This window comes from Mesorhizobium delmotii (assembly GCF_900149755.1).
In the GTDB taxonomy this organism is placed as follows: Bacteria; Pseudomonadota; Alphaproteobacteria; order Rhizobiales; family Rhizobiaceae; genus Mesorhizobium; species Mesorhizobium delmotii.
The window spans coordinates 1,138,397-1,156,928 of record NZ_FUIG01000013.1; the positions used below are offsets into that span (position 1 = coordinate 1,138,397).

Below are 18,532 nucleotides of genomic sequence, written 5' to 3' on the forward strand. Positions count from 1 at the left end.
TCGTGCAGAATCTCGTAAACAATGTTGATCTTGTAGGCTGCGCAATCCACGGCTGATTATGATTTGTCTTAGTTGCCGTTTGTAGCGAATACTTTCTCGGGGTCCAGCAACGCTCAAAAGATGTTTGGCCAACCAGCGTAGGAGAAATGCGAATGAATCCGATAGTTTGTTGCGCAGCTGCAACAGCTGCTGAAGACTCGGAAGGCCCCGTGACAGTTCTGTCGCTTTTTTTCGTGGCGGCGTGCTAGATCCGCTGCACTAGTCGGGTTGGGTGGGGTTCTCGGCATGCATTCCTCGTTTTCAATGATCTTCGGCTTCGCCGCGGCGCTGCTTTGTACCGGCATATTGCCGGCCGGCGCACAAGGTCTCTATCCGGCCTATGACGATGCGTTTTCGGCCCGCATTGCCAATCCGACCGACAACGGAGCGCTAGCTCAATTCGTCACAGTTGCCGTCAACGCAGGGCAGTACGATCAGGCGATCTCGTCGATCGAGCAGTATCTCATCAAATATCCTCGCGATGCGCGCGCCCGGCTCGCGGCCAGCCGGTTGTACTATCACGTCGGCTCCTATGAATTGGCCCGGCGGCAGGTGCAGTACGGGCTCGAGGTCGGGGACCTGTCCGCGGATGAGCAGCAGGAAGCCGTTCGCCTGCTCGCCCGCATCGAGCGCGCGTTACGTGGCGTCACCTGGGAGATCGCTCTGACTGGCGGCATGTTCAGCGCATCCACCGATTTTGAGCCGGACGGGGCCGAAGACAACCGCACCTTGGTCTCGCCCTATGGGCGGGCGGAAGGTTTTGTCCGATGGGACCTCGGCACGCCAAGTTCTGACGCGCTTGTCCTCTCGGGCTCGCTGGCAGCGACAGAGCGCTTTTTCACAGAAGACCTCTCGGTTCCCGGAGATGAGGAGACTTTTATCCACGGCGACGCGGCGATTACCTTGGACAAGGGACTGCCCAACAGCGGGATCGATTCGCTACGGCTGCTGCTTTCCGCGTTCGCTGTTACAGATCGCTTCGACAGCGATATCCACGAGACCGGCGTCGGTCTCAGTGGACGCTTGCTCGTGCGCCCCACCGTCGAGACGACGCTTTTCGCGGGTGGCGGCTACATCGATCTAAGCGCCTCGAAAGGCATCTTCGCCGATAGCAGGGTTTTCTATGAGGCAGGCGGCAGCTACCGCTTCCGCAATGGCCAGGCGCTCGGGCTGCGCCTGGTCGGCTCGACTGACTTCGCCTCCGGAGCCGGCGAAATCGGCCGCAGCTATATGGGAGAGGTCCGCTACGGCGGCGTGCTGATGGAAGTACCGGACCTTTTCGTATGGTCTCACCAGGTCGCTGTCTCGGCCGGCCACAGCGACACTCCCGACTTGTCCTTCGGCATCGGCACGAACATAGAGAGCGACTTCTGGCGCATTGCCTCGGAAAGCGATTTTCAGCTCACTGAATGGCAGAAGGTCAGTGTCGACCTCGCCTATCGCGAAACCGACTTCGAGATCGCCAGCGGCGACCGAAATTCATTCGAATTGCTCGTGAGCTACACGTTGACGCTCAACTGAAAGAGGCCGCGATGAGGACCCTGTATCGTCAGATAGCGACTTGTATCGCCTGCCTTGCCTTTGCGGCACCATCTGTCGCTGAAACGGTCGGGTCCATGACGGCCTACCAGACCAACATCATCCGCAATGACCGCGAGGCGATGAACGTCGGCGCTGGCGTCGCACTCGGCGACCAGCTGCGCAGCAATACCACCGGTCTCGGAATGCTCGTGTTCCGGGACGAGTCGAGCGCCAAGATTGGTCCGAACACCAGCCTGACGATCGATGAATTCGTCTACAATCCGGGGTCCCGATCAGGAAAGATCGACATCAGGATGAACAGCGGCCTGGCCCGTTTCTACGGCGGTCAGGTTTCGAAGGGCGGCGACATGCAAGTTGCGACGCCACACATGGTGCTCGGAGCCAGAGGCGGCATCATTGAAGTGCTTGTGATAGCTGGTCAGACCGTCGGCATACTGCGCGCCGGCCGCATGACCTGCATGATGAATGGTCGCAAGCTCGTGATCACAAACCCGGGCCACGCCTGCACGTCGGACAATGACAAACTGCTGACCGGCTACGGCGGTATCGACGCCTTCCCGATATTGGACAGCATCGAGCGGATAGCCGGCACCGGCCTGCCAGGCGAACCGGGTCCGGGGCTGGACGTAAGCGCGATTTGTGCGTCAGCACTCGGCAATTCGCTCAAAGCCTGCAAGTCCACCGACGGCGCATTGCCCGGCGTGGCCATGGAATTCCCTGACAGCCCAACGCCCCCTGTAGGCAGCGGGGTGGATGAGGATGATGACTGCTTTCCCGACTGCCGGTAGGCTCGGCCGACCGGCATGAGCCCCTTGGCTGATTGGCGGCGGGCCGCCCGGCGCAAGATTCCGGGTCTTGCGGTCGTACTCTTGCTGCTCGCTTGCCATTTTGCTTTCGACGGGCCGCTATCGCGCCTGCGCGAGCGTACGTATGACTTCTACCAGTTCCTCGCCCCGCGCCAGGCGACGAGCAATCCCGTTGTCATTGTCTCGATAGACGACGCGAGCCTTAAGGCATATGGGCGATGGCCTTGGAACCGTGGCCTTTTGGCCGATCTGGTCGATGGTGTCGCCGAGTCCGGTGCCGCGGTGATCGGGCTTGCGCTGGTGCTGCCCGAGGCTGATATCTCTCCTGATGGCATCGCCGGAGACAAGCGCCTCGCCAGCGCACTGGCGAAAAATCGAACGGCGCTCGCCGTCAGCCTTGGTAACGAGGCGACGGTTTCAGAAGCAGAGCCCAAAGCCGGCTGGTCGATCGTCGGGCAAGTACCCGAGACGCTTCCTGGCTTCACCGGTCTGATAGGCTCGCTTCCTGATTTCTCGAGCGCCGCTGCAGGCCTCGGCGCAATTCGCACTCTGCCCGATCCCGACGGCGTATTACGCCATGTGCCGCTGCTCTGGCTCCGAAATACGGCTCAAGGCGTGCAGCTCTGGCCGTCCTTCGCGCTCGAACTCCTGCGCCTCTACGCCGGAGAGAACGGCTACGTGGCCCGGATGAATGCCACCGGGTTTGACGCGCTCAGGATGGCCGGCACCATTGTGCCACTCGAGGCGCCGGGCAGCATCCGCCTCTGGGAAACCGACACCAATACGCCGCGCATATCTGCCAGTAATATCCTTTCGGGTCGCGGCGATCCGCTGCTGCGGAACGCGATCGCCATTGTTGATCTGTCAGCCGTGGGATTGACGCAGTATCTGCCCACCCCGGCGCGTTCGGCGCGACCAGGCGTCGACATCCACGCAGATGCAATCGGCCAGATGCTTGCCGGGCGCTATCTTGTAGAGCCTGCGCAAGCGCGGATGCACGAGCGGCTGTGGTTTGTCCTCAGTGGCATCGTTTTCATCGGACTTTCGGGAGTTCTCGCCCAGCGTGTCATGCTTGGCGCCCTCGCTCTGGCGCTCCTGGCTGCCACGCCCTTCGCGTTCGGCGCTCTCGAATACAGCCTGCAGGGTAAGCTCTATGACCCACTACAGCCGGCGCTTGCCACGATCCTCATAGCCGGCCTGGAAGGCTATGTCCTCTACCGGCGCAGCGAGCAGCGCCGGTCCACCCTGGCACGGCAGTTTTCCCAATATCTGTCGCCCTCTGTGGTGCAGCGCCTCGCAAATTCGGATACCGAAGCGATCCTGTCCGGAGAGAAGCGCGAGATCACAATCCTGCTGAGTGACATACGCGGCTTCACGACGATGAGCGAACAACTCGATGCCCAAGAAATCGGAAAGGTGGTCAATCACTTCCTCGGCCTTGCGACCGATGAGATACTCAAGCGCGACGGGACCATCGATAAGTTCATGGGCGATGCCGTGCTAGCTTTCTGGAACGCGCCGCTTGATCAGCCAGATCATCGCGAGCGCGCGCTCGAAGCGGGGCTTGCCCTGATCGAACGGGTGAAGCGCGAAAACGCCGCGTTCACCGCGCGCGGGCACCCCCCTATCGAAATCGGCGTCGCCATCGAGACTGGCATCTGCTCCGTAGGAAATTTCGGCTCCGAACGGCGCTTCGATTACACCGCGATCGGCTCGCCGGTGAACCGCACGGCACGGCTCGAGTCAACGACCAAAAAGCTGAGCATCCCCCTGGTGCTTGGTCCCGGATTTGCTCAAGAAGCATCGATGCCGGTTGTCCAGGCGGGCGCCTTTGAACTCCAAGGCTTCAAGGGCGAGGTGCCGGTTTTCACCGTTCCGGAGATACACCCCTCGTCGCAATCTGCCGAGGAAGTCGTGTGATGTTTGGCACCGGTTCAGTTCGCTACCTCATTGGCAGCCGGCGAGCGAAAGCCAAGGCGGCGGAAATACGATGGGCGTCCGGGCTACCTGTCGCCCAGTTCGCTTATGCTGGTCGGTTTATGCCGATAAGGCGGATGCCCATGACTTCAGCATCAATCTGGACTCCTGGGGCGTCAACACGGGCGAAACCTCAAACCCGATGACGGCGCTGGTCGCGACGCAGAACCCGAATGCCGGTATTGGGCATCGCCAATTCGGGCCGCTATTCAAATCGCGATCTCGATGCCAAACTGGCTTTGGCTAAGCGGACGCTGGATGATGCCAAGCGCGAAAAGATGCTCTTGGAACTCGGCGAGATCGTCTTCAACGACGTTGCCCTGATTCCGATGCACCGTGAGGTCCTCGTCGTGGCTGCCCGGAAGGACCTTCAGTTCACGACGCGAGCCGACCAGTATACGCTGGCCATGAATGCCGAGACCTGTCTGAGGAGTTTTAGACTTGACGAGCATCGCCACAGAGTCCGTTGCGGATCGCGGCCGCGCTACATACGATCTCGGCGCGACCGCCATTTTTGCTTCCAAATCAGACCCACGCTTCCATTATTGTCTGTATGTGCCGCCTGCGGTGGGGGAAGGCGCCAAAGTCGATCTGCTGGTGGCCGTCCATGGCACCGGCCGCACCTCGTTCCTGGGCTTCCGCGACGCGTTCGCCGAGTTCGGACGCTGGAACGACTGCGCCATTTTGTGCCCGCTGTTTCCAATCGGCGTTCTCGGCGACGATGCCCGCAGCGGATACAAATACATGATCGAGGGCGATATCCGCTACGATCAGGTGCTGCTCGCCATAGTCGAGGAAGTCGTTGCAAAATATCGTCAGGACTGGACCCGCTTCGCCATGTTCGGATATTCCGGCGGCGGGCAATTCACCCACCGCTTTGCCATCATCCATCCCGACAGGCTATGGGCGGCGTCGATCGGCGCGCCGGGCTCGGTGACCTTGCTCGATCCCGCACGGGATTGGTGGGTGGGCATTCGTGACCTGCCGGAGAAGTTCGGCATCAGCTTCGACGCCGCGGCGCTGGCAAAAGTGCCTGTCCAGATGATCGTCGGCGATGCCGATCTGGAGACCTGGGAAATCACGCACGCCCAGGGCAGCACCCATTGGATGCCGGGCGCCAACGATGCCGGGCGAACGCGGCCGGAACGCCTCAGGACGTTGTGTCGATCGTTCGAGGAAGCGGGTGCGCGCGTACGCTTTGATTTGCTGCCCGGGGTAGCCCACGAACGGGACGCGGTTCTCGATGCGGTCAAGGATTTCCTGGCCCAGGCGCTCAAGGAGCGACGGAACGCATCAACAATGGCCAAGCCCCGCACCGACAAGCTTGCGCAAGGATAGTCTGTTGCGGGCGGGCCTCAATCGTATTTGGCGACAAAGCGTTCGACGGCGGCGAGGCAATCGTCCTTCTCCTCGACATGCGGCATGTGGCTGGAATTCGGAAAGACAATGCCTTCGACATCGGGAATATGATCGAGAAAGGGCTGGACACAAGCCTCGGTCGCTTCGTCGTAGAATCCGCGGAACGCCAGGGTCGGCGCCTCGATCAGATGCAGGCGGTCGACGATGGTCCAGTTCCGCATGGTGCCGATGACGTGAAATTCATTGGGTCCGTTCATGGTGTGATAAACCGTCGGATCCGCGTCGATTGCCGCGAATGTCCGGGCTACTTCCGGCGGGGTTGGAAGGACACGGCAGACGTGGCGGTCATAGAACGCCTTGGTAGCCGCAACATAATCCGGGTGATCGGTGGTCCCGGCTGCCTCGTGCCGGTCAAGCGCGTTTTGCACATCGGCGGGCAGCCCGGCGCGCAATTGCAGCGCGCCTTCCACCCATAGCGCCATTGAGGCCAGCGAATTGGCCAGGATCAATGCCTTGAGCCCGGCAGGGCGTCGCACCGCATGTTCGGCCGAGAGTATGCCGCCCCAGGATTGGCCGAGCAGGGCGTAACGGTCGGCTACGCCAATGTGAGCAAGCAGCGCATCGAGTTCGCCCAGGAAGAAATCGACGGTCCAGAAGTCGCCGCCCTTGTCGGGCAGATGGGTCGATTTGCCGTTGCCGATCTGATCGTAATGGATGACGGCCCGCCCGGTATCGGCCAGATCCTTGAAAGAATCGACATAGTCATGGGTGCAACCCGGCCCGCCGTGAGCGACGACCAAAGGCAGCTTGCCCGAGTTGAGATCTCCGATTACGCGATACCAGGTGCGGTAATCCCGGTAGTCGCTAAATCCTTCGGTGGTCGCATGTGCCGTCACAGTTCCAAGCTCCGTGTCATGGCGCGGCAGGAACCAAAGTGACGGACCCTCCCAAGCCTTGTTGCGGCCGACGGTACTAAGCGACCCGGCGCATTTACAGCTAGCACTATTAATAGGTTGCCCTGTCAGGGGGCGCTGGCCCTCAGGTGGAGAGCCTCAATGCTCCGGCTCGAACGGTCGCCTGGTTGCTTGCCGTCATCCAGGCGGCGGATAAGGCGCGGGGTTCTCGTTCGGCGGACAGGTGGTTGCATGTGACGCTTCAACGCCACCCGATAGCCGCTTGCTCCCGTCCGCCTTAAGCGGGCGCGGCTGTGCCGAGCGCTGCGGCCAGGACATCAGCAAGGCCACGGCCGGCGCTGCCGTCCTCGTCAAGGCGCGGATTGTAGATGGTGACCTCGATTCCGACCGCCTTGCCGCTCGCCAGGATGATCCGGAGCGCCGCCGACAGTTCGTCCCACGACAGCCCGCCCGGTACGCGGAAATCGACCGCCGGCATGATCGCATCGTCGAGACAATCGGCGTCGAGATGGATGAAAAAGCCGTCGAGTTCCGCCCGCGTCAGGTGGCCAACGGCCGCCCGGGCGGCGGCGTCGACGCCCAGGCGGCGGATGGCGTGGAGATCGTAGACCATGATCTCCGCTGGCAAAGGCTGGCTGCCGAATTTGGCCTGGTCCTCGTGGTCGCGAAACGCGAAGGCGACAGCGTCCTCGGAGCGAACCAACGGGCGGCGGCCCTCCAGGTCGGTCAGCAGCGCCGGCCCGTAGCCGGTGACGAAGGCCAGGTCCATCGACGCGCCTTCGCTGTTGGGCTCCGCTTCCGGCTGGAAGAAGTCGGCGTGGCCGTCGATGAAGAACAGGCCGTATCGACCGCGCCGGCGCAGCGCGAGCATCGGACCCAGCAAGATCGTACAGTCGCCGCCCAGCACCACCGGGAATTCGCCCGCGTCCAGCACCTCCTCCACGGCGTCGGCGAGCTTGGGCGACCACGCCGCGATCGCGTTGGCATTCAGCGTCAGGGTGGCAGGATCTGGCTTCGGGTCTTTCGGCGGGACGGCCAGCCGCCCGGCGCGGCGGGCATGGATGCGTTCGGCGAGGCCCAGTTCCAGCAGCCGACCGGGCAAGCCCTCCACACCGTCGGTCGCCAGACCCAGTGCGGACGGCGCTTCAAGGATGGCATAGGGGCGGGTCGGCATCAGATGCTCCAGCTATCGCGAGTGAGAACCGGCGAACGCCGGCGGTCTCCGCTACTGAGCGCTGCGAGGCTGCCGGTTTGGTGGCCCTGTAAGCGACGCTCTTGCAGCCAAAAAACTCACCTCGCAGCCGGCGTAACCTCAGTACCTGGGCGAAACCGAGGAAATTTCAAGCCACCGCCGAAATCCCCTGTTGAGGTCAAGATCGCAAGTTTTCTGACCGACGGGAGACGGTCGTTGACGGCATTCAGGGAGAAAGTTGCGCGGCCGGATCAAATGGATTGCCGTAGCTCGAAACGATCCAGAACAGGCACTCCTCTCAAAGGCCTTGGTCCCAATACGGCGTGCGCCCTATGGATCGCGCAAGGTGGTCGACGAAGGCACGGACCTTCATCGACATGAGCCTGTTGCTGGGATAAACGGCATAAATCGTGCTGGCTGGAGGCTCCCAGGCATCAAGCACGCGTCGCAGCGCGCCGGTGCGCAGCGGCTCCGCTACCGCCCATGTGGGCAATAGGGCAATGCCGATGCCGTCGAGCGCCGCAACGCGCAGCATCTCCGCATTATTGCTGCGAAAGCTGCCGCCAACGGCCACCCGCACCTCGCCAATTTTGCCGGCAAGGCGCCATTCATCGCCCCAAGGCAAAAGGCTGGTGCAGAGGCAGTTGTGCTTGGCAAGGTCGCCCGGCTCGCGCGGCATTCCATGCTTGTCGAGATAAGCGGGCGCAGCACAGGCGACGAGCCGGGATGGCGCGAGCTTGCGCACGACAAGCGGCGAATCCTCGAGCACGCCGATGCGTATCGCGAGATCGAGCCCCTCATCGACCAGACTCACATGCGCCGGGCTCAAGGCAATGTCGACGGAAAGCTCCGGATAGCGGCTCAGGAACTCCGGGACGGCCGGCGCCACATGCATCCAGCCGAAGCTGTCGGGCGCCGATATGCGGAGCGTACCACGCGGCTCGCGCTGCAACGCGCTCGCTTCTTGTTCCGCCGCTTCAGCTTCGGCGAGAATCCGCGCGCAGTGGCGGTAGTAGGCTGCGCCCGCTTCGGTCATCGACAGCCGTCGCGTGGTCCGGTTGAGGAGGCGAATCCCCAGGCGCTGTTCGAGCCGCTGCACATGGGCGCTGACGGCGGATTTGGAGAGTCCGAGCCGATCTGCCGCAGCCGAGAAGCTGCCGCTGTCCACGACGCGAGCGAACGCCGCGATGCCGTCGAGCGGGTCCATAATTCGATTGTCCTGAAATCCGGACAGCTTGTCCATACAATTCCGGCTAATCGACCGGCGGGAACGAGCCTATCTCTTGGTGAGCTACCTGAACCGCAAAGGAGATCGACGATGGATGCCAAAGTTAAAGCAGCCGAGCCGTTCGTTCGCGAGTCGGCGGTCGGGTCGACGCTCAACGTTCTGGGCATCACCCATATCTACAAAGCCACCGGCGCCGAGACCGCGGGGTCCTTCTCGCTTTGGGAGTCCGTGGTTCCGCCGGGCGCGGGAGTGCCACCGCACACCCATGGCCGTGAGGATGAAGCCTTCTATGTTCTGAGCGGCGAACTCGTTATCGAATTCGAGGGCGAATCCGCGCCCCATCGCGTTGCGCCCGGCGGCTTCTTCTTCGGCGCACGCGGCCGGCGCCATGCCATCCGCAATGTCGGCGACAAGCCGGCCCGCGTGCTCGTCTTTTGCGCGCCGAGTTGTGGCCTTGATCAGATGTTTGCGGAATTGGACGCTGCGACCGCCGCCGGCATGCCGGAAATGGGAAAGCTCGTCGCCATCGCCGCCAAATACGGCGTCACCATCGAGCCGCCGGCCGATCCGCCGCGCTGAGGTCGAACGATCGTCTGTCAGGCCGGAAACAGAAATGCGGCAGCGGGATCGAAAAAAATCTGTCTGCGCGAGGCGATGCCTTCATGTGCTTCCGCCACATCGGATGTCGGCCTGACGTCGATCTCCTGGCCGGCGGCCGTGCGCGCGATGACGCGCCGCCGTTCGCCGAAGAAGGCGGTGTCGATGAACTCGACCGCAAGCCCGGCAGTCGCCGGGCCGGGTCTCAGCCGAAACGCTTCCGGCCGCACCATCAGCCTGGTCTTCTGGCCATGGCTGAAGTCCTGATCGATCCTGACGCCAGAGACAACCGAGCCATCGGCCAGGCGGATCGTGGCGGAGCCGTTGACGGTTTCAAGGTGCTCGGCCGGCAGGAAATTGGAATTTCCGATGAAGCTGGCCACGAATTCGCTCTGAGGTCTCAGATAGAGGTCCTCACCGGTGCCGATTTGCTCGATGCGCCCGTCCCGAAACAGGGCGATGCGATCCGAAAGATGCAGCGCTTCGTCCTGGTCATGGGTGACGTAAAGGATGGTTACGCCGGTTTCGCGATGGATGCGCCGTATCTCGGCCTGGATTTCTTCGCGCAGCTTCTTGTCGAGCGCCGAAAGCGGCTCGTCCATCAGAAGGATCGGCGGATCGTAGGCCAGCGCCCGGGCAAGCGCCACGCGCTGCTGCTGGCCGCCGGAAAGCGCGCCGGGATATCGGCCGCCGAAACTCTCGAGCCGCACCAGCGACAGCATCTCGGCGACTTTTCGGTTCACCTCGGCGTCCGGCCGGCGGCGCACGCGCAACGGAAAGGCAACGTTCTCGGCGACGGTGAGATGCTGGAACAGCGTGTAGCGCTGGAACACCATGCCGATGTTGCGTTTGTGCGACGGTACCGACAGCAGCGACCTGCCCTTGAGAAGAACGTCGCCGGATGTCGGCTGCTGAAAGCCGGCGATCGCGTAGAGCGTCGTCGATTTGCCGGAGCCGGAAGGGCCGAGAAAGGTCAGGAATTCGCCCCTGGGTATATCGATCGTGACATCGTGCACGGCGACGAAGCTGCCGAACGCCTTGCGCAGGGCGCGAATGGAGAGAAACGGTTCGGTCATTTCGACAGTTTCCGTCGAATGAGTGCGGTTACGATCATCAGGCACAGCGTCAGAAGAACGAGAAGGCTGGACGCCGCGGCGATGACCGGGCTCAGATCCTGACGCAGGCTGCCCCAGATCTTGACCGGCAAGGTCTGCAAGGTGGGGCTGGCCATGAAGATCGCGACCACCACCTCGTCCCACGAGGCGAGGAAGGCAAAGATCGCCGCCGAGAAGATCCCGATCTTGAGCGCCGGCAAGGTGACCCGGAGTTTTGCCTCGAATGGGCTTGCGCCGCATACGATCGCCGCATCCTCGATGGATTTGTCAAAACCTTCGAGTGCCGCGGTGATGGGAATGATGGCGAAGGGGAGTGCCAGGACTGTGTGTGCGATGACGAAGCCTGCCGTGGTGCCGCCGAGCCCGATCCGCAGGAAGAATGCATAGATGGCGATGGCGAAGACGACGACCGGCAGCACCATTGGCGTCAGCAGCAGGCCGCGAAGCGTGTTGCGCCCGCGAAACTGTCCCCTGACCAGGGCGAAAGAAGCCAGGAGCCCGATGACGACGGCAAGAATCGCGGCCATGGTGGCAATGCGCGCGCTGGTCAGCGCCGCTTCGAGCCAGGCCGGATCGGCGAAGAGCTCCTCATACCATTTCAACGTCCAGCCGGGCGGCGGAAAAGCCAGCCACCGCGACGATCCGAACGACAGCAGCACGATGAAGACTACCGGCAGCAGCAGAAACGCGGCAACCAGGCCGGTGAAACCCAGAAGTGCTGTGCGCAGCCAGCCCAGCCGGTCGTAGTCGAGCAGCATCTCAGATGCCTCCTGTCATGCGCTTGGCGCCGACGAGGCGCAGTTGCAGCGCGTAGAGTGCCATGGTGACCACAAGCAGGATGAAAGCCGCCGCGCTTCCGAGCCCCCAGTTGAGCAAGGACTGGATCATCTGGGCGATCATTGCGGCGAGCATCATGTTGGAGGTGCCGCCGAGCAGCGTGGGCGTCACGAAATAGCCGAGCGACATGACGAAAACCATCAGGCCGCCTGCAGCGATTCCCGGAAGCGACAATGGCAGCAGAATGCGGCGGAAGGCGTCGAAGGGGCTCGCACCGCACAGAGCGGCGGCGCGCAGCGTCATCGGATCAATGGCGCGCAAGGTTCCGACCAGTGGCAGTATCATGAAGGGCAGCATGATGTAGACCATGCCGATGGTGACGCCGGTCAGGTTGTTGATCAGCGGCAGCGGTTCGCTGATCAGGCCAATATCCATCAGCGTCCGGTTGATGACCCCGGTGCGTTGAAGCAGCACCATCCAGGCATAGGTGCGGGTGAGCAGATTGGTCCACATCGACAGGATGATGATGCCGAAGACGATCGAGCCGAGGGCAGGCGGCATGATCGCCAGCATCCAGGCGACTGGAAACGCCACGATCACGGTGACGGCGGTGACGACGGTGGCGACCAGAAAGGTGTTGAAGAAGACCCGCGCATAGGTGCCGTCGCCAAACAGGGTGGCGTAGTTCTGCAGGCCCGGTACGGGTTCGGTTACGCTGCGCAACAGCAGTGCAACAACCGGCACCACGAAGAACAGCGCGATAAGAGTCAGCGCCGGCAAGGCGCCGCCGACGCCGTCTGGCCTTCGGAGGATTGGCTGTCGATGAAGCAAATTGCCCGACATGGCGATGATCCCGGCAGCTCAGGCGGGACGCCTAGCGACGCCCCGCCGGTTCATGGGTGAGGTCGGCGGCTATTTGGCCTGCCAGGCGTACCAACGCTCCGCGATCGCGTCGCGGTTTTCAGCCCAGTAGTTCATGTCGAGGTCGATTTGTCCCTCGACATAGGCGTCCGGCAACGACTTGACGACATCGGCCGACATTTCGGCCTTGGCTGCCGTGTTGATGGGTGCGTAGCCGCTTGCTTCAGCAAACATTGCCTGGCTTTTCGCGCTTGTCGCAGTGGCCAGGAATTTCATCGCGCTCGCCTTGTTCTTCGAACCCTTGGGGATGACGAGTACGTCGGCGGCAGTCATGTTCTGTTTCCAGGATGCCCCGACATCGGCGCCGTCCTGCTCGAGGGCGAAGACACGTCCGTTCCAGAGCTGTCCGAAGGCCGCTTCACCGGAGGCGATCAGCTGTTGCGACTGCGCGCCGCTGTCCCACCAGACGATTTCCGACTTGATCGTTTCGAGTTTCTTGAACGCCCGGTCGAGGTCGAGCGGATAGAGCTTGTCTGCCGGCACGCCGTCGGCCAGCAGCGCAATCTCTATGACGCCCGGTGCCGACCATTTGTAAAACGTGCGTTTGCCGGGAAATTTCGTCAGGTCGAACATGTCGGCCCAGCCGGTTGGCTCGCCCGACACCGCCCCTTTGTTCCAGGCAAGAACGAAGGAATAGTAGAAGCTGCCGACCGCGTGGTCGGTGGTGAAGCGAGGATCGAGATCGGCTTTCGGCACAACGTTGAAATCGATCGGCTCCAGCAGGCCGTCCTTGGCCGCTTTAATGGCGAAATCCATTTCGACATCGACGACATCCCAGGCGACGCTGCCGCCTTCCACCATGGCCTTTAGCTTGCCGTAGTCGGTCGGGCCGTCCTGCAGGACCTTGATGCCGGAACTGGCTTCGAACGGAGCAGCCCAGGATTTGGTCTGCGCCTCCTGGGTGGTTCCGCCCCAGCTGGTGAACACCATTTCATCGGCCCGCGCGGCAGTGGCTGCCAAGAGCCCGGCCAAAATACCGGTCAAAATCAGTTTCATGTCATTCTCCTCTGTTGGTTGCTTGGTTTCTTGTTGTTGTTATGAAATTGCGCGATTGGCGCTGCCCTCATCGCATGACGAACGGATCCGGGATTGGCTCGTCGGATATCCGTATCCAGACGGATTTCGAGCGCGTGTAATCGCGGATGGCGTCAAGTCCGCCCTCACGGCCGAGCCCCGACTGGCCATAGCCGCCGAACGGCACCAGCGGCGAAACCGCGCGGTATGTGTTGACCCAGACGACGCCGGCATGGATGTCGCGCGCCATGCGGTGCGCCTTGGCGAGATTGGTGGTGAACACGCCCGAGGCCAGGCCGAACGGCGTATCGTTGGCAAGCGCCAGTGCTTCGGCTTCCGTGTCGAAGGCGAGAACGCTGAGCACCGGACCGAACAATTCCTCCCGCACGCAGGGCAGCGCTGAATCCTCGCCATCGATGATGGTCGGTGCGTAGTAGAAGCCGTGCGGATGCTCGTCGGGCCTTTTTCCGCCGGTGACCAGCGTCCCGCCCTTGGCGAGGCTCTCGGCAACGATGTTCTCGATCCATTCCCGCTGGCGTGGCGTTGCCAGCGGTCCCATTTCGGTGGCCGGATCCTGCGGATCACCAATTTTGATGGCCTCGGCCTTGTGCTTCAGCCTGTCCAGGAACTCGGCCTTTATCGAATGCTCGACAAGCAGCCGCGAGCCGGCGACACAGCTTTGTCCAGACGCCGCAAAAATCCCGGCGACGACCGCGTTGGCAGCGCTGTCCAGGTCTGCGTCGGCGAAAACGACAACCGGACTTTTCCCGCCCAGCTCCAGCGTCGTATAGGCGAGATTTTCCGCCGTGTTGCGGACGATCGCACGAGCGGTCGAAGGCCCGCCGGTGAAGGCGACGCGTGAAACCAGCGGGTGACTTGTCAGGCGCCGGCCGCAATCGTGCCCGAACCCGGTCAGTATGTTGACGCTTCCGGCGGGAAATCCGGCCTCGTGAACGAGTTCGGCGAAGGCCAGCAGCGGCGCTGGGCCGTCTTCCGAGGCTTTCAAGACGACCGTGCAGCCGGCCGCCAGTGCCGGACCGAGCTTGACGGCCGAAAGGAAAAGCTGCGAATTCCACGGCACCACGGCAGCGACGACGCCGATCGGCTCGCGCCGGATGGTGACGTCCATATCGGCCTTGTCGATCGGCAGATGCGAGCCTTCATGCTTGTCGGCAAGCCCGCCATAGTAGCGGTAATAATCGCCCACATAGGCGATCTGGGCGCGGGTCTCGCGGATGATCTTGCCGGTGTCGCGCGTTTCCAGTTCAGCCAGGCGGCCGGCATTGGCGACGACCAGGTCGCCGAGGCGCACCAGCAGCTTGCCGCGGGCGGTCGCCGTCAGCGAGGCCCACGCGGCCGAGTGCAGCGTCCGGTGCGCCGCCTCGACGGCGCGGTCGACGTCGGCTTCGGTTGCGGCGGGCATCGTCGCCCAGGGCGCTCCGGTTGATGGATCGATGCTTTCGAAGGTGGCTGTCGGCGTATCGAACGCCCCATCTATGAAGTTGCTGAAAGCCACAAGGGTCATTGCGGCCTCCCATGCCCGAAGGCCGGCATCACCTTGTCGACAAACAGCTGCAGGGACTTTTTCTTGCGCTCGTGTGGCAGGCCGCTGTCGATCCAGATCGAGTACTGGTCATAGCCGAGCGCCTCATATGCCTTCAGCCGGGTGATCACCTCTTCGGCTTCGCCGATCACCAGGTTCTGTCGGATTTTTCCCGGCGCGTATTGCGGCATGGCTGCGATCTCGTCGTCGGAGAGCGCTTCCAATATGCCTTGGCGAACAGGCTTCTTGTTCTGGAACCACGCGCCGAACTGGCAGTAGAACAGCGACAGGTCCTTCGTCAGCTGCTCCGCATCGGCGGCGTCTTCTGCAACGAATGTGTGCATCAGCAGCATGATCTCGGGGCGGGCCATGTCGGGATGCGCCGCGCACGCCGCGTTGAAGCGCTCCATCAGGCTGGTTACCTCGTCATCGCCGGAGGCGAGCGGCGTCACCTGGACGTTGCAGCCGTTGGACACGGCGAAGTCGTGCGAGTTCGGATCGCGCGCCGCCACCCAGATTGGCGGGTGTGGTTTTTGCACCGGCTTGGGCGACGAGGTGGTCGAGGGAAACGACCAGAACTCCCCGGACATCTCGAAGTCGCCTTCCCAGAGGCCCTTGATAGCGGGGATGATCTCGCGCATGCGCTGGCCCGCGCCCCAGGCATCGAGCCCCGGGAACAGGCGCTGGTATTCGTAGCTGTAGGCGCCGCGCGCGATGCCGATGTCGAGCCGGCCACCGGTGACGACATCGGTCATTGCTGCCTCGCCGGCGAGCTTGATCGGATGCCAGAACGGCGCGATGACCGTTCCTGTGCCGAGCCGGATGCGCTTCGTCCTGGCGCCGAGATAGGCGATGTTGATGAACGGGTTTGGCGAGATGGTGAACTCCATGCCGTGGTGTTCGCCGATCCAGGCTGTCTCGAAGCCTGCCGCCTCGGCCATCAGGACCAGTTCCTCTAGCTCGTCGATGAGTTCGGCATGCGGCTTTGCCGGGTCCGAGCGTTCCATATGGACGAAGAGCGAGAACTTCATATCTGTTCACCCCGGATTGGAAGTGTTCATGGCGACCGGCTTGGCGAGCGGACGGACTTCACCTTCGACCTCGTTGCCGACATAGACTCCAAACGCATCCTCCCGACATTCGCGAACATAGCGGGCGAGCATCGAGCGCACAGCAGCGTCGGCGATGTTCAGTCCGGCAATCCTGTCGATGTCGACGAGCCGGACCTTGCCGTCGCTGGAGTGGGGCGCGTCTGCCGTGCCGCGGTAGTAGACATGCGTTCGCGATGGGCTTGCTGCGTCGTCCCAGACCGCAAACAGGAATCCGAGATGCGCCTCGATGGCCTTCGCAGCGAGGCGTCCCCTGAGGCTTCGCGTGTCGCCGGGTGTCCCCAGTCCTCGGCCCGCCGGCAGTTCGAAAAAGCCGTCGGCGGTTTCGAGGAACAGCACGCGGCCGTCATCTTCGAGGATGGCGCCGACCTCCATGTCCGGAGGCGCGGCCGCCAGCGCATCCTGGCTGAGACCGGGCGAGACATAGGCGCCACGGCAATAGCCGAGGGGCTGCGATGAATTGTGGGAGAATTCGCGAACGCGGCCGATGAGGATCGAATGGTCGCCGGCGTCGACCAACTGCTCCATGTCACAGTCGAACGTCGCCACCGATCCAGCGAGCAGCGGGCTGCCGGTCTGGCCGAAGCGCCATTCGACAGCCGAGAACTTGTCCTGCGATTTCGAAGCGAAGACGCCGGACGCGGCTCGCTGTTCCTCCGAGAGCACGTTGATGGCGAAGCACTTCGAGGTCGAAAACACCGGATGACCCAGCGCTTTCTTGGCGATGCAGACCAGCACAAGCGGCGGATCGAGCGAAACGGATGTAAACGAATTGGCGGTGAAGCCTCGAGGCTCTCCTTCCGGCCCGATCGCGGTGACGATGGTAACGCCGGTCAGGAAGGAACCGAGCGCCCGCCTGAATTCGCCCGCGTCGAAGGCTGTGTCCACTGCCGGTCGCGCCGATGTGCTTGCGCCGTCGTTGCTCTCGAGAAAATCGACAATGCGCCGTGTGACCGTGTCAGGCGAGGCTACGGCCATCATGTGTCTTTCGCCCTCCAGAACGACGCAGCGACCGCGCGGCGCAAGGCGCGCCATCGCCGCCGACATCGCAGGTGATGAATTCCTGTCGTCGGAGCCGGTCATGAACAGGGCCGGCACCGCGAGACCGGAAAGACGATCGCCATGCGCCGCATCCGCATGGGCGAAAAGTCGATATGTGCGCGCATAGCCTTCGGAGTTGACGCTTTGCAGTGCCGCGCGCGTCGTCCTTGCGGCCTCGGCCAGGCTGTCGGGGACGGGGTTGCCGAACCAGCGCGCGATTGTTGCGTCCGTCCCTGACGGGTTTTCCGCGCCATTCAATTCGGCGGCGCGCTCGCGCACCGCCTGCGCAAGGTCCGCCGGGCGGCGAAAGACCGCGTTGAGCGACACGATGCGACGAACCCGTTCGGGTGCGTTGAGAGCGATTTCCTGCCCGACCAACGCCCCCATTGAATGGCCAACGATCGAGACGGCATCCAGGCCAAGGTGATCTAAAAGCCGGATTGCTTGTCCGGCATAATCGGCAAGCCTAGCATCCTCAGTCGGCAGCGGCGACGGGCCGTGTCCCAGCATGTCGATCGCGATCACATCCCATCTGTCCCTCATCAGCGCGATCTGGGGGGCCCAGATCTCCGCGTTCATGCCGACGCCGTGTATGAGGAGGACCGGCGCGCCGGATCCGGCACGGATGAAGCCGGTACCGTCAGGCGCCGTTCCGCGATGCCGGTCATGCTCCATCAGCTCAGCCATGCAGGTCGCCGACCTCCTTGAGATCCTGGTAGCGGTCGCCGATGCGGTGATGCGGTCGTCCGCCGATCGAGGCGCCAAGCGCCACCACCAATTCGTCTGGCGCCGGCGCGTCACCGATCTGGAAGTGCACAGTCAGGTAGTGCGAACGTCGGCCTTCGTCGTTCTTGTCCATGAGCGGGATCATGATCGGCGTGTTCGGCCCGCCACGCAGATTAGTGAAGGCAAGATAGGTCTTGGCGCCGACGGCACGCCGATAATGGTTGCCGAAATGCAGCGTGTGGATGAGCGCGGAGGCATGCTCGATCTCGCCTGATGTGCCGCAGATTGCGGCCTTGCCGTAGCCTTCGATCGCTTCGCCGGATCCCGCAACCGCGAGGATTTCACGGGTCAGCACCTCCCCCATAACCGGCGCATAGGCGCGGATCTCGGGACAAAGGTCCTCAGTGAAACCGCGCCCGGCCCAGGGATTGTCGAGCACTGCCGCCACGCCGATCAGGCGCAGCGGCCGGGGGGCCACCTTGCCGCCTTCAATCAGCGTGTTCTCGACATAGGTGACGATCTTTCGGATGGCCGGCTTCATCGAATCCTCGGTGGTCGTTCGGCCGAGGCATCCGGAAAAGCTCCCTTCCGCCACGGTCATCTTATGGTATACCATACTATTGAAGACCAAA

Annotated in this window: 17 protein-coding genes; 5 read left to right on the top strand and 12 right to left on the bottom strand. The window is 62.7% G+C overall.

Features of this window, described 5'->3' with window-relative positions; genetic code table 11:
- Positions 1–285 precede the first annotated feature (285 nt).
- The 3 genes from BQ8482_RS06920 to BQ8482_RS06930 all read left to right on the top strand — a co-directional run bounded on the left by BQ8482_RS06920 (position 286) and on the right by BQ8482_RS06930 (position 4,307).
- Positions 286–1,560, top strand: coding sequence for a tetratricopeptide repeat protein (locus BQ8482_RS06920; RefSeq protein ID WP_123146789.1), 1,275 nt, complete (start codon positions 286–288; stop codon positions 1,558–1,560).
- Positions 1,561–1,655: 95 nt separating this feature from the next.
- A complete protein-coding gene (locus BQ8482_RS06925) occupies positions 1,656–2,369 on the top strand; it encodes a FecR domain-containing protein (protein WP_165848443.1) in 714 nt (237 codons plus the stop codon).
- 15 nt (positions 2,370–2,384) lie between these two features.
- Positions 2,385–4,307, top strand: a complete 1,923-nt coding sequence (locus tag BQ8482_RS06930; protein WP_123146790.1) for a CHASE2 domain-containing protein — start codon at positions 2,385–2,387, stop codon at positions 4,305–4,307.
- A 266-nt stretch (positions 4,308–4,573) separates the two neighbouring features.
- Here BQ8482_RS06930 and BQ8482_RS06935 read toward each other — a convergent pair whose 3' ends face one another.
- Positions 4,574–4,816, bottom strand: coding sequence for a hypothetical protein (locus BQ8482_RS06935; RefSeq protein ID WP_123146791.1), 243 nt, complete (start codon positions 4,814–4,816; stop codon positions 4,574–4,576).
- On the opposite strand from BQ8482_RS06935, the gene BQ8482_RS06940 reads away from it, so the two are divergent.
- Positions 4,806–5,702: an alpha/beta hydrolase family protein gene (locus tag BQ8482_RS06940; RefSeq protein WP_123146792.1), complete on the top strand. Its 897-nt coding sequence runs from the start codon at positions 4,806–4,808 to the stop codon at positions 5,700–5,702. The two genes, BQ8482_RS06935 and BQ8482_RS06940, sit on opposite strands and share 11 nt — an antisense overlap.
- Before the next feature lie 17 nt (positions 5,703–5,719).
- Here BQ8482_RS06940 and BQ8482_RS06945 read toward each other — a convergent pair whose 3' ends face one another.
- From BQ8482_RS06945 to BQ8482_RS06955, 3 genes are all read right to left on the bottom strand, one after another.
- Positions 5,720–6,619: a proline iminopeptidase-family hydrolase gene (locus BQ8482_RS06945; protein WP_123146793.1), complete on the bottom strand. Its 900-nt coding sequence runs from the start codon at positions 6,617–6,619 to the stop codon at positions 5,720–5,722.
- 295 nt (positions 6,620–6,914) lie between these two features.
- Entirely contained in the window at positions 6,915–7,811 is an 897-nt protein-coding gene (locus BQ8482_RS06950) for an arginase family protein (RefSeq protein ID WP_123146794.1), read from the bottom strand.
- Between the two features lie 316 nt (positions 7,812–8,127).
- Positions 8,128–9,072: a LysR family transcriptional regulator gene (locus BQ8482_RS06955; protein WP_244602644.1), complete on the bottom strand. Its 945-nt coding sequence runs from the start codon at positions 9,070–9,072 to the stop codon at positions 8,128–8,130.
- A gap of 75 nt (positions 9,073–9,147) precedes the next feature.
- On the opposite strand from BQ8482_RS06955, the gene BQ8482_RS06960 reads away from it, so the two are divergent.
- Positions 9,148–9,636, top strand: a complete 489-nt coding sequence (locus tag BQ8482_RS06960) for a cupin domain-containing protein (protein ID WP_165848444.1) — start codon at positions 9,148–9,150, stop codon at positions 9,634–9,636.
- 17 nt (positions 9,637–9,653) lie between these two features.
- Here BQ8482_RS06960 and BQ8482_RS06965 read toward each other — a convergent pair whose 3' ends face one another.
- The 8 genes from BQ8482_RS06965 to BQ8482_RS07000 all read right to left on the bottom strand — a co-directional run bounded on the left by BQ8482_RS06965 (position 9,654) and on the right by BQ8482_RS07000 (position 18,441).
- Entirely contained in the window at positions 9,654–10,730 is a 1,077-nt protein-coding gene (locus tag BQ8482_RS06965) for an ABC transporter ATP-binding protein (RefSeq protein ID WP_123146797.1), read from the bottom strand.
- Entirely contained in the window at positions 10,727–11,527 is an 801-nt protein-coding gene (locus tag BQ8482_RS06970) for an ABC transporter permease (RefSeq protein ID WP_123146798.1), read from the bottom strand. Before BQ8482_RS06970 ends, BQ8482_RS06965 begins: the two co-directional genes overlap by 4 nt.
- Before the next feature lies 1 nt (position 11,528).
- Positions 11,529–12,389 (bottom strand): ABC transporter permease, encoded by an 861-nt coding sequence (locus BQ8482_RS06975; protein ID WP_123146799.1) that lies wholly within the window; start codon positions 12,387–12,389, stop codon positions 11,529–11,531.
- 69 nt (positions 12,390–12,458) lie between these two features.
- Entirely contained in the window at positions 12,459–13,463 is a 1,005-nt protein-coding gene (locus BQ8482_RS06980; RefSeq protein ID WP_123146800.1) for an ABC transporter substrate-binding protein, read from the bottom strand.
- Positions 13,464–13,530: 67 nt separating this feature from the next.
- On the bottom strand, positions 13,531–15,006 hold the full coding sequence (locus BQ8482_RS06985; RefSeq protein ID WP_123146801.1) for an aldehyde dehydrogenase: 1,476 nt from the start codon (positions 15,004–15,006) through the stop codon (positions 13,531–13,533).
- Positions 15,003–16,055: an LLM class flavin-dependent oxidoreductase gene (locus BQ8482_RS06990; RefSeq protein WP_123146802.1), complete on the bottom strand. Its 1,053-nt coding sequence runs from the start codon at positions 16,053–16,055 to the stop codon at positions 15,003–15,005. Before BQ8482_RS06990 ends, BQ8482_RS06985 begins: the two co-directional genes overlap by 4 nt.
- Before the next feature lie 6 nt (positions 16,056–16,061).
- The gene (locus BQ8482_RS06995; protein WP_123146803.1) at positions 16,062–17,861 is read right to left on the bottom strand and encodes an alpha/beta fold hydrolase; all 1,800 of its coding nucleotides are present in this window, start codon (positions 17,859–17,861) and stop codon (positions 16,062–16,064) included.
- Positions 17,854–18,441 (bottom strand): amino acid synthesis family protein, encoded by a 588-nt coding sequence (locus tag BQ8482_RS07000; protein ID WP_123147436.1) that lies wholly within the window; start codon positions 18,439–18,441, stop codon positions 17,854–17,856. The genes BQ8482_RS06995 and BQ8482_RS07000 overlap by 8 nt, the downstream gene beginning before the upstream one ends.
- Positions 18,442–18,532: the final 91 nt, after the last annotated feature.

Excerpts from the sequence above, each read along its gene's own strand:
- BQ8482_RS06920 (WP_123146789.1), top strand. The coding sequence starts at position 286 with ATGCATTCCTCGTTTTCAATGATCTTCGGCTTCGCCGCGGCGCTGCTT.
- BQ8482_RS06925 (WP_165848443.1), top strand. The coding sequence starts at position 1,656 with ATGACGGCCTACCAGACCAACATCATCCGCAATGACCGCGAGGCGATG.
- BQ8482_RS06930 (WP_123146790.1), top strand. The coding sequence starts at position 2,385 with ATGAGCCCCTTGGCTGATTGGCGGCGGGCCGCCCGGCGCAAGATTCCG.
- BQ8482_RS06935 (WP_123146791.1), bottom strand. The coding sequence starts at position 4,816 with ATGCTCGTCAAGTCTAAAACTCCTCAGACAGGTCTCGGCATTCATGGC.
- BQ8482_RS06950 (WP_123146794.1), bottom strand. The coding sequence starts at position 7,811 with ATGCCGACCCGCCCCTATGCCATCCTTGAAGCGCCGTCCGCACTGGGT.
- BQ8482_RS06955 (WP_244602644.1), bottom strand. The coding sequence starts at position 9,072 with ATGGACAAGCTGTCCGGATTTCAGGACAATCGAATTATGGACCCGCTC.
- BQ8482_RS06960 (WP_165848444.1), top strand. The coding sequence starts at position 9,148 with ATGGATGCCAAAGTTAAAGCAGCCGAGCCGTTCGTTCGCGAGTCGGCG.
- BQ8482_RS06965 (WP_123146797.1), bottom strand. The coding sequence starts at position 10,730 with ATGACCGAACCGTTTCTCTCCATTCGCGCCCTGCGCAAGGCGTTCGGC.
- BQ8482_RS06970 (WP_123146798.1), bottom strand. The coding sequence starts at position 11,527 with ATGCTGCTCGACTACGACCGGCTGGGCTGGCTGCGCACAGCACTTCTG.
- BQ8482_RS06975 (WP_123146799.1), bottom strand. The coding sequence starts at position 12,389 with ATGTCGGGCAATTTGCTTCATCGACAGCCAATCCTCCGAAGGCCAGAC.
- BQ8482_RS06980 (WP_123146800.1), bottom strand. The coding sequence starts at position 13,463 with ATGAAACTGATTTTGACCGGTATTTTGGCCGGGCTCTTGGCAGCCACT.
- BQ8482_RS06985 (WP_123146801.1), bottom strand. The coding sequence starts at position 15,006 with ATGACCCTTGTGGCTTTCAGCAACTTCATAGATGGGGCGTTCGATACG.
- BQ8482_RS06990 (WP_123146802.1), bottom strand. The coding sequence starts at position 16,055 with ATGAAGTTCTCGCTCTTCGTCCATATGGAACGCTCGGACCCGGCAAAG.
- BQ8482_RS06995 (WP_123146803.1), bottom strand. The coding sequence starts at position 17,861 with ATGGCTGAGCTGATGGAGCATGACCGGCATCGCGGAACGGCGCCTGAC.
- BQ8482_RS07000 (WP_123147436.1), bottom strand. The coding sequence starts at position 18,441 with ATGAAGCCGGCCATCCGAAAGATCGTCACCTATGTCGAGAACACGCTG.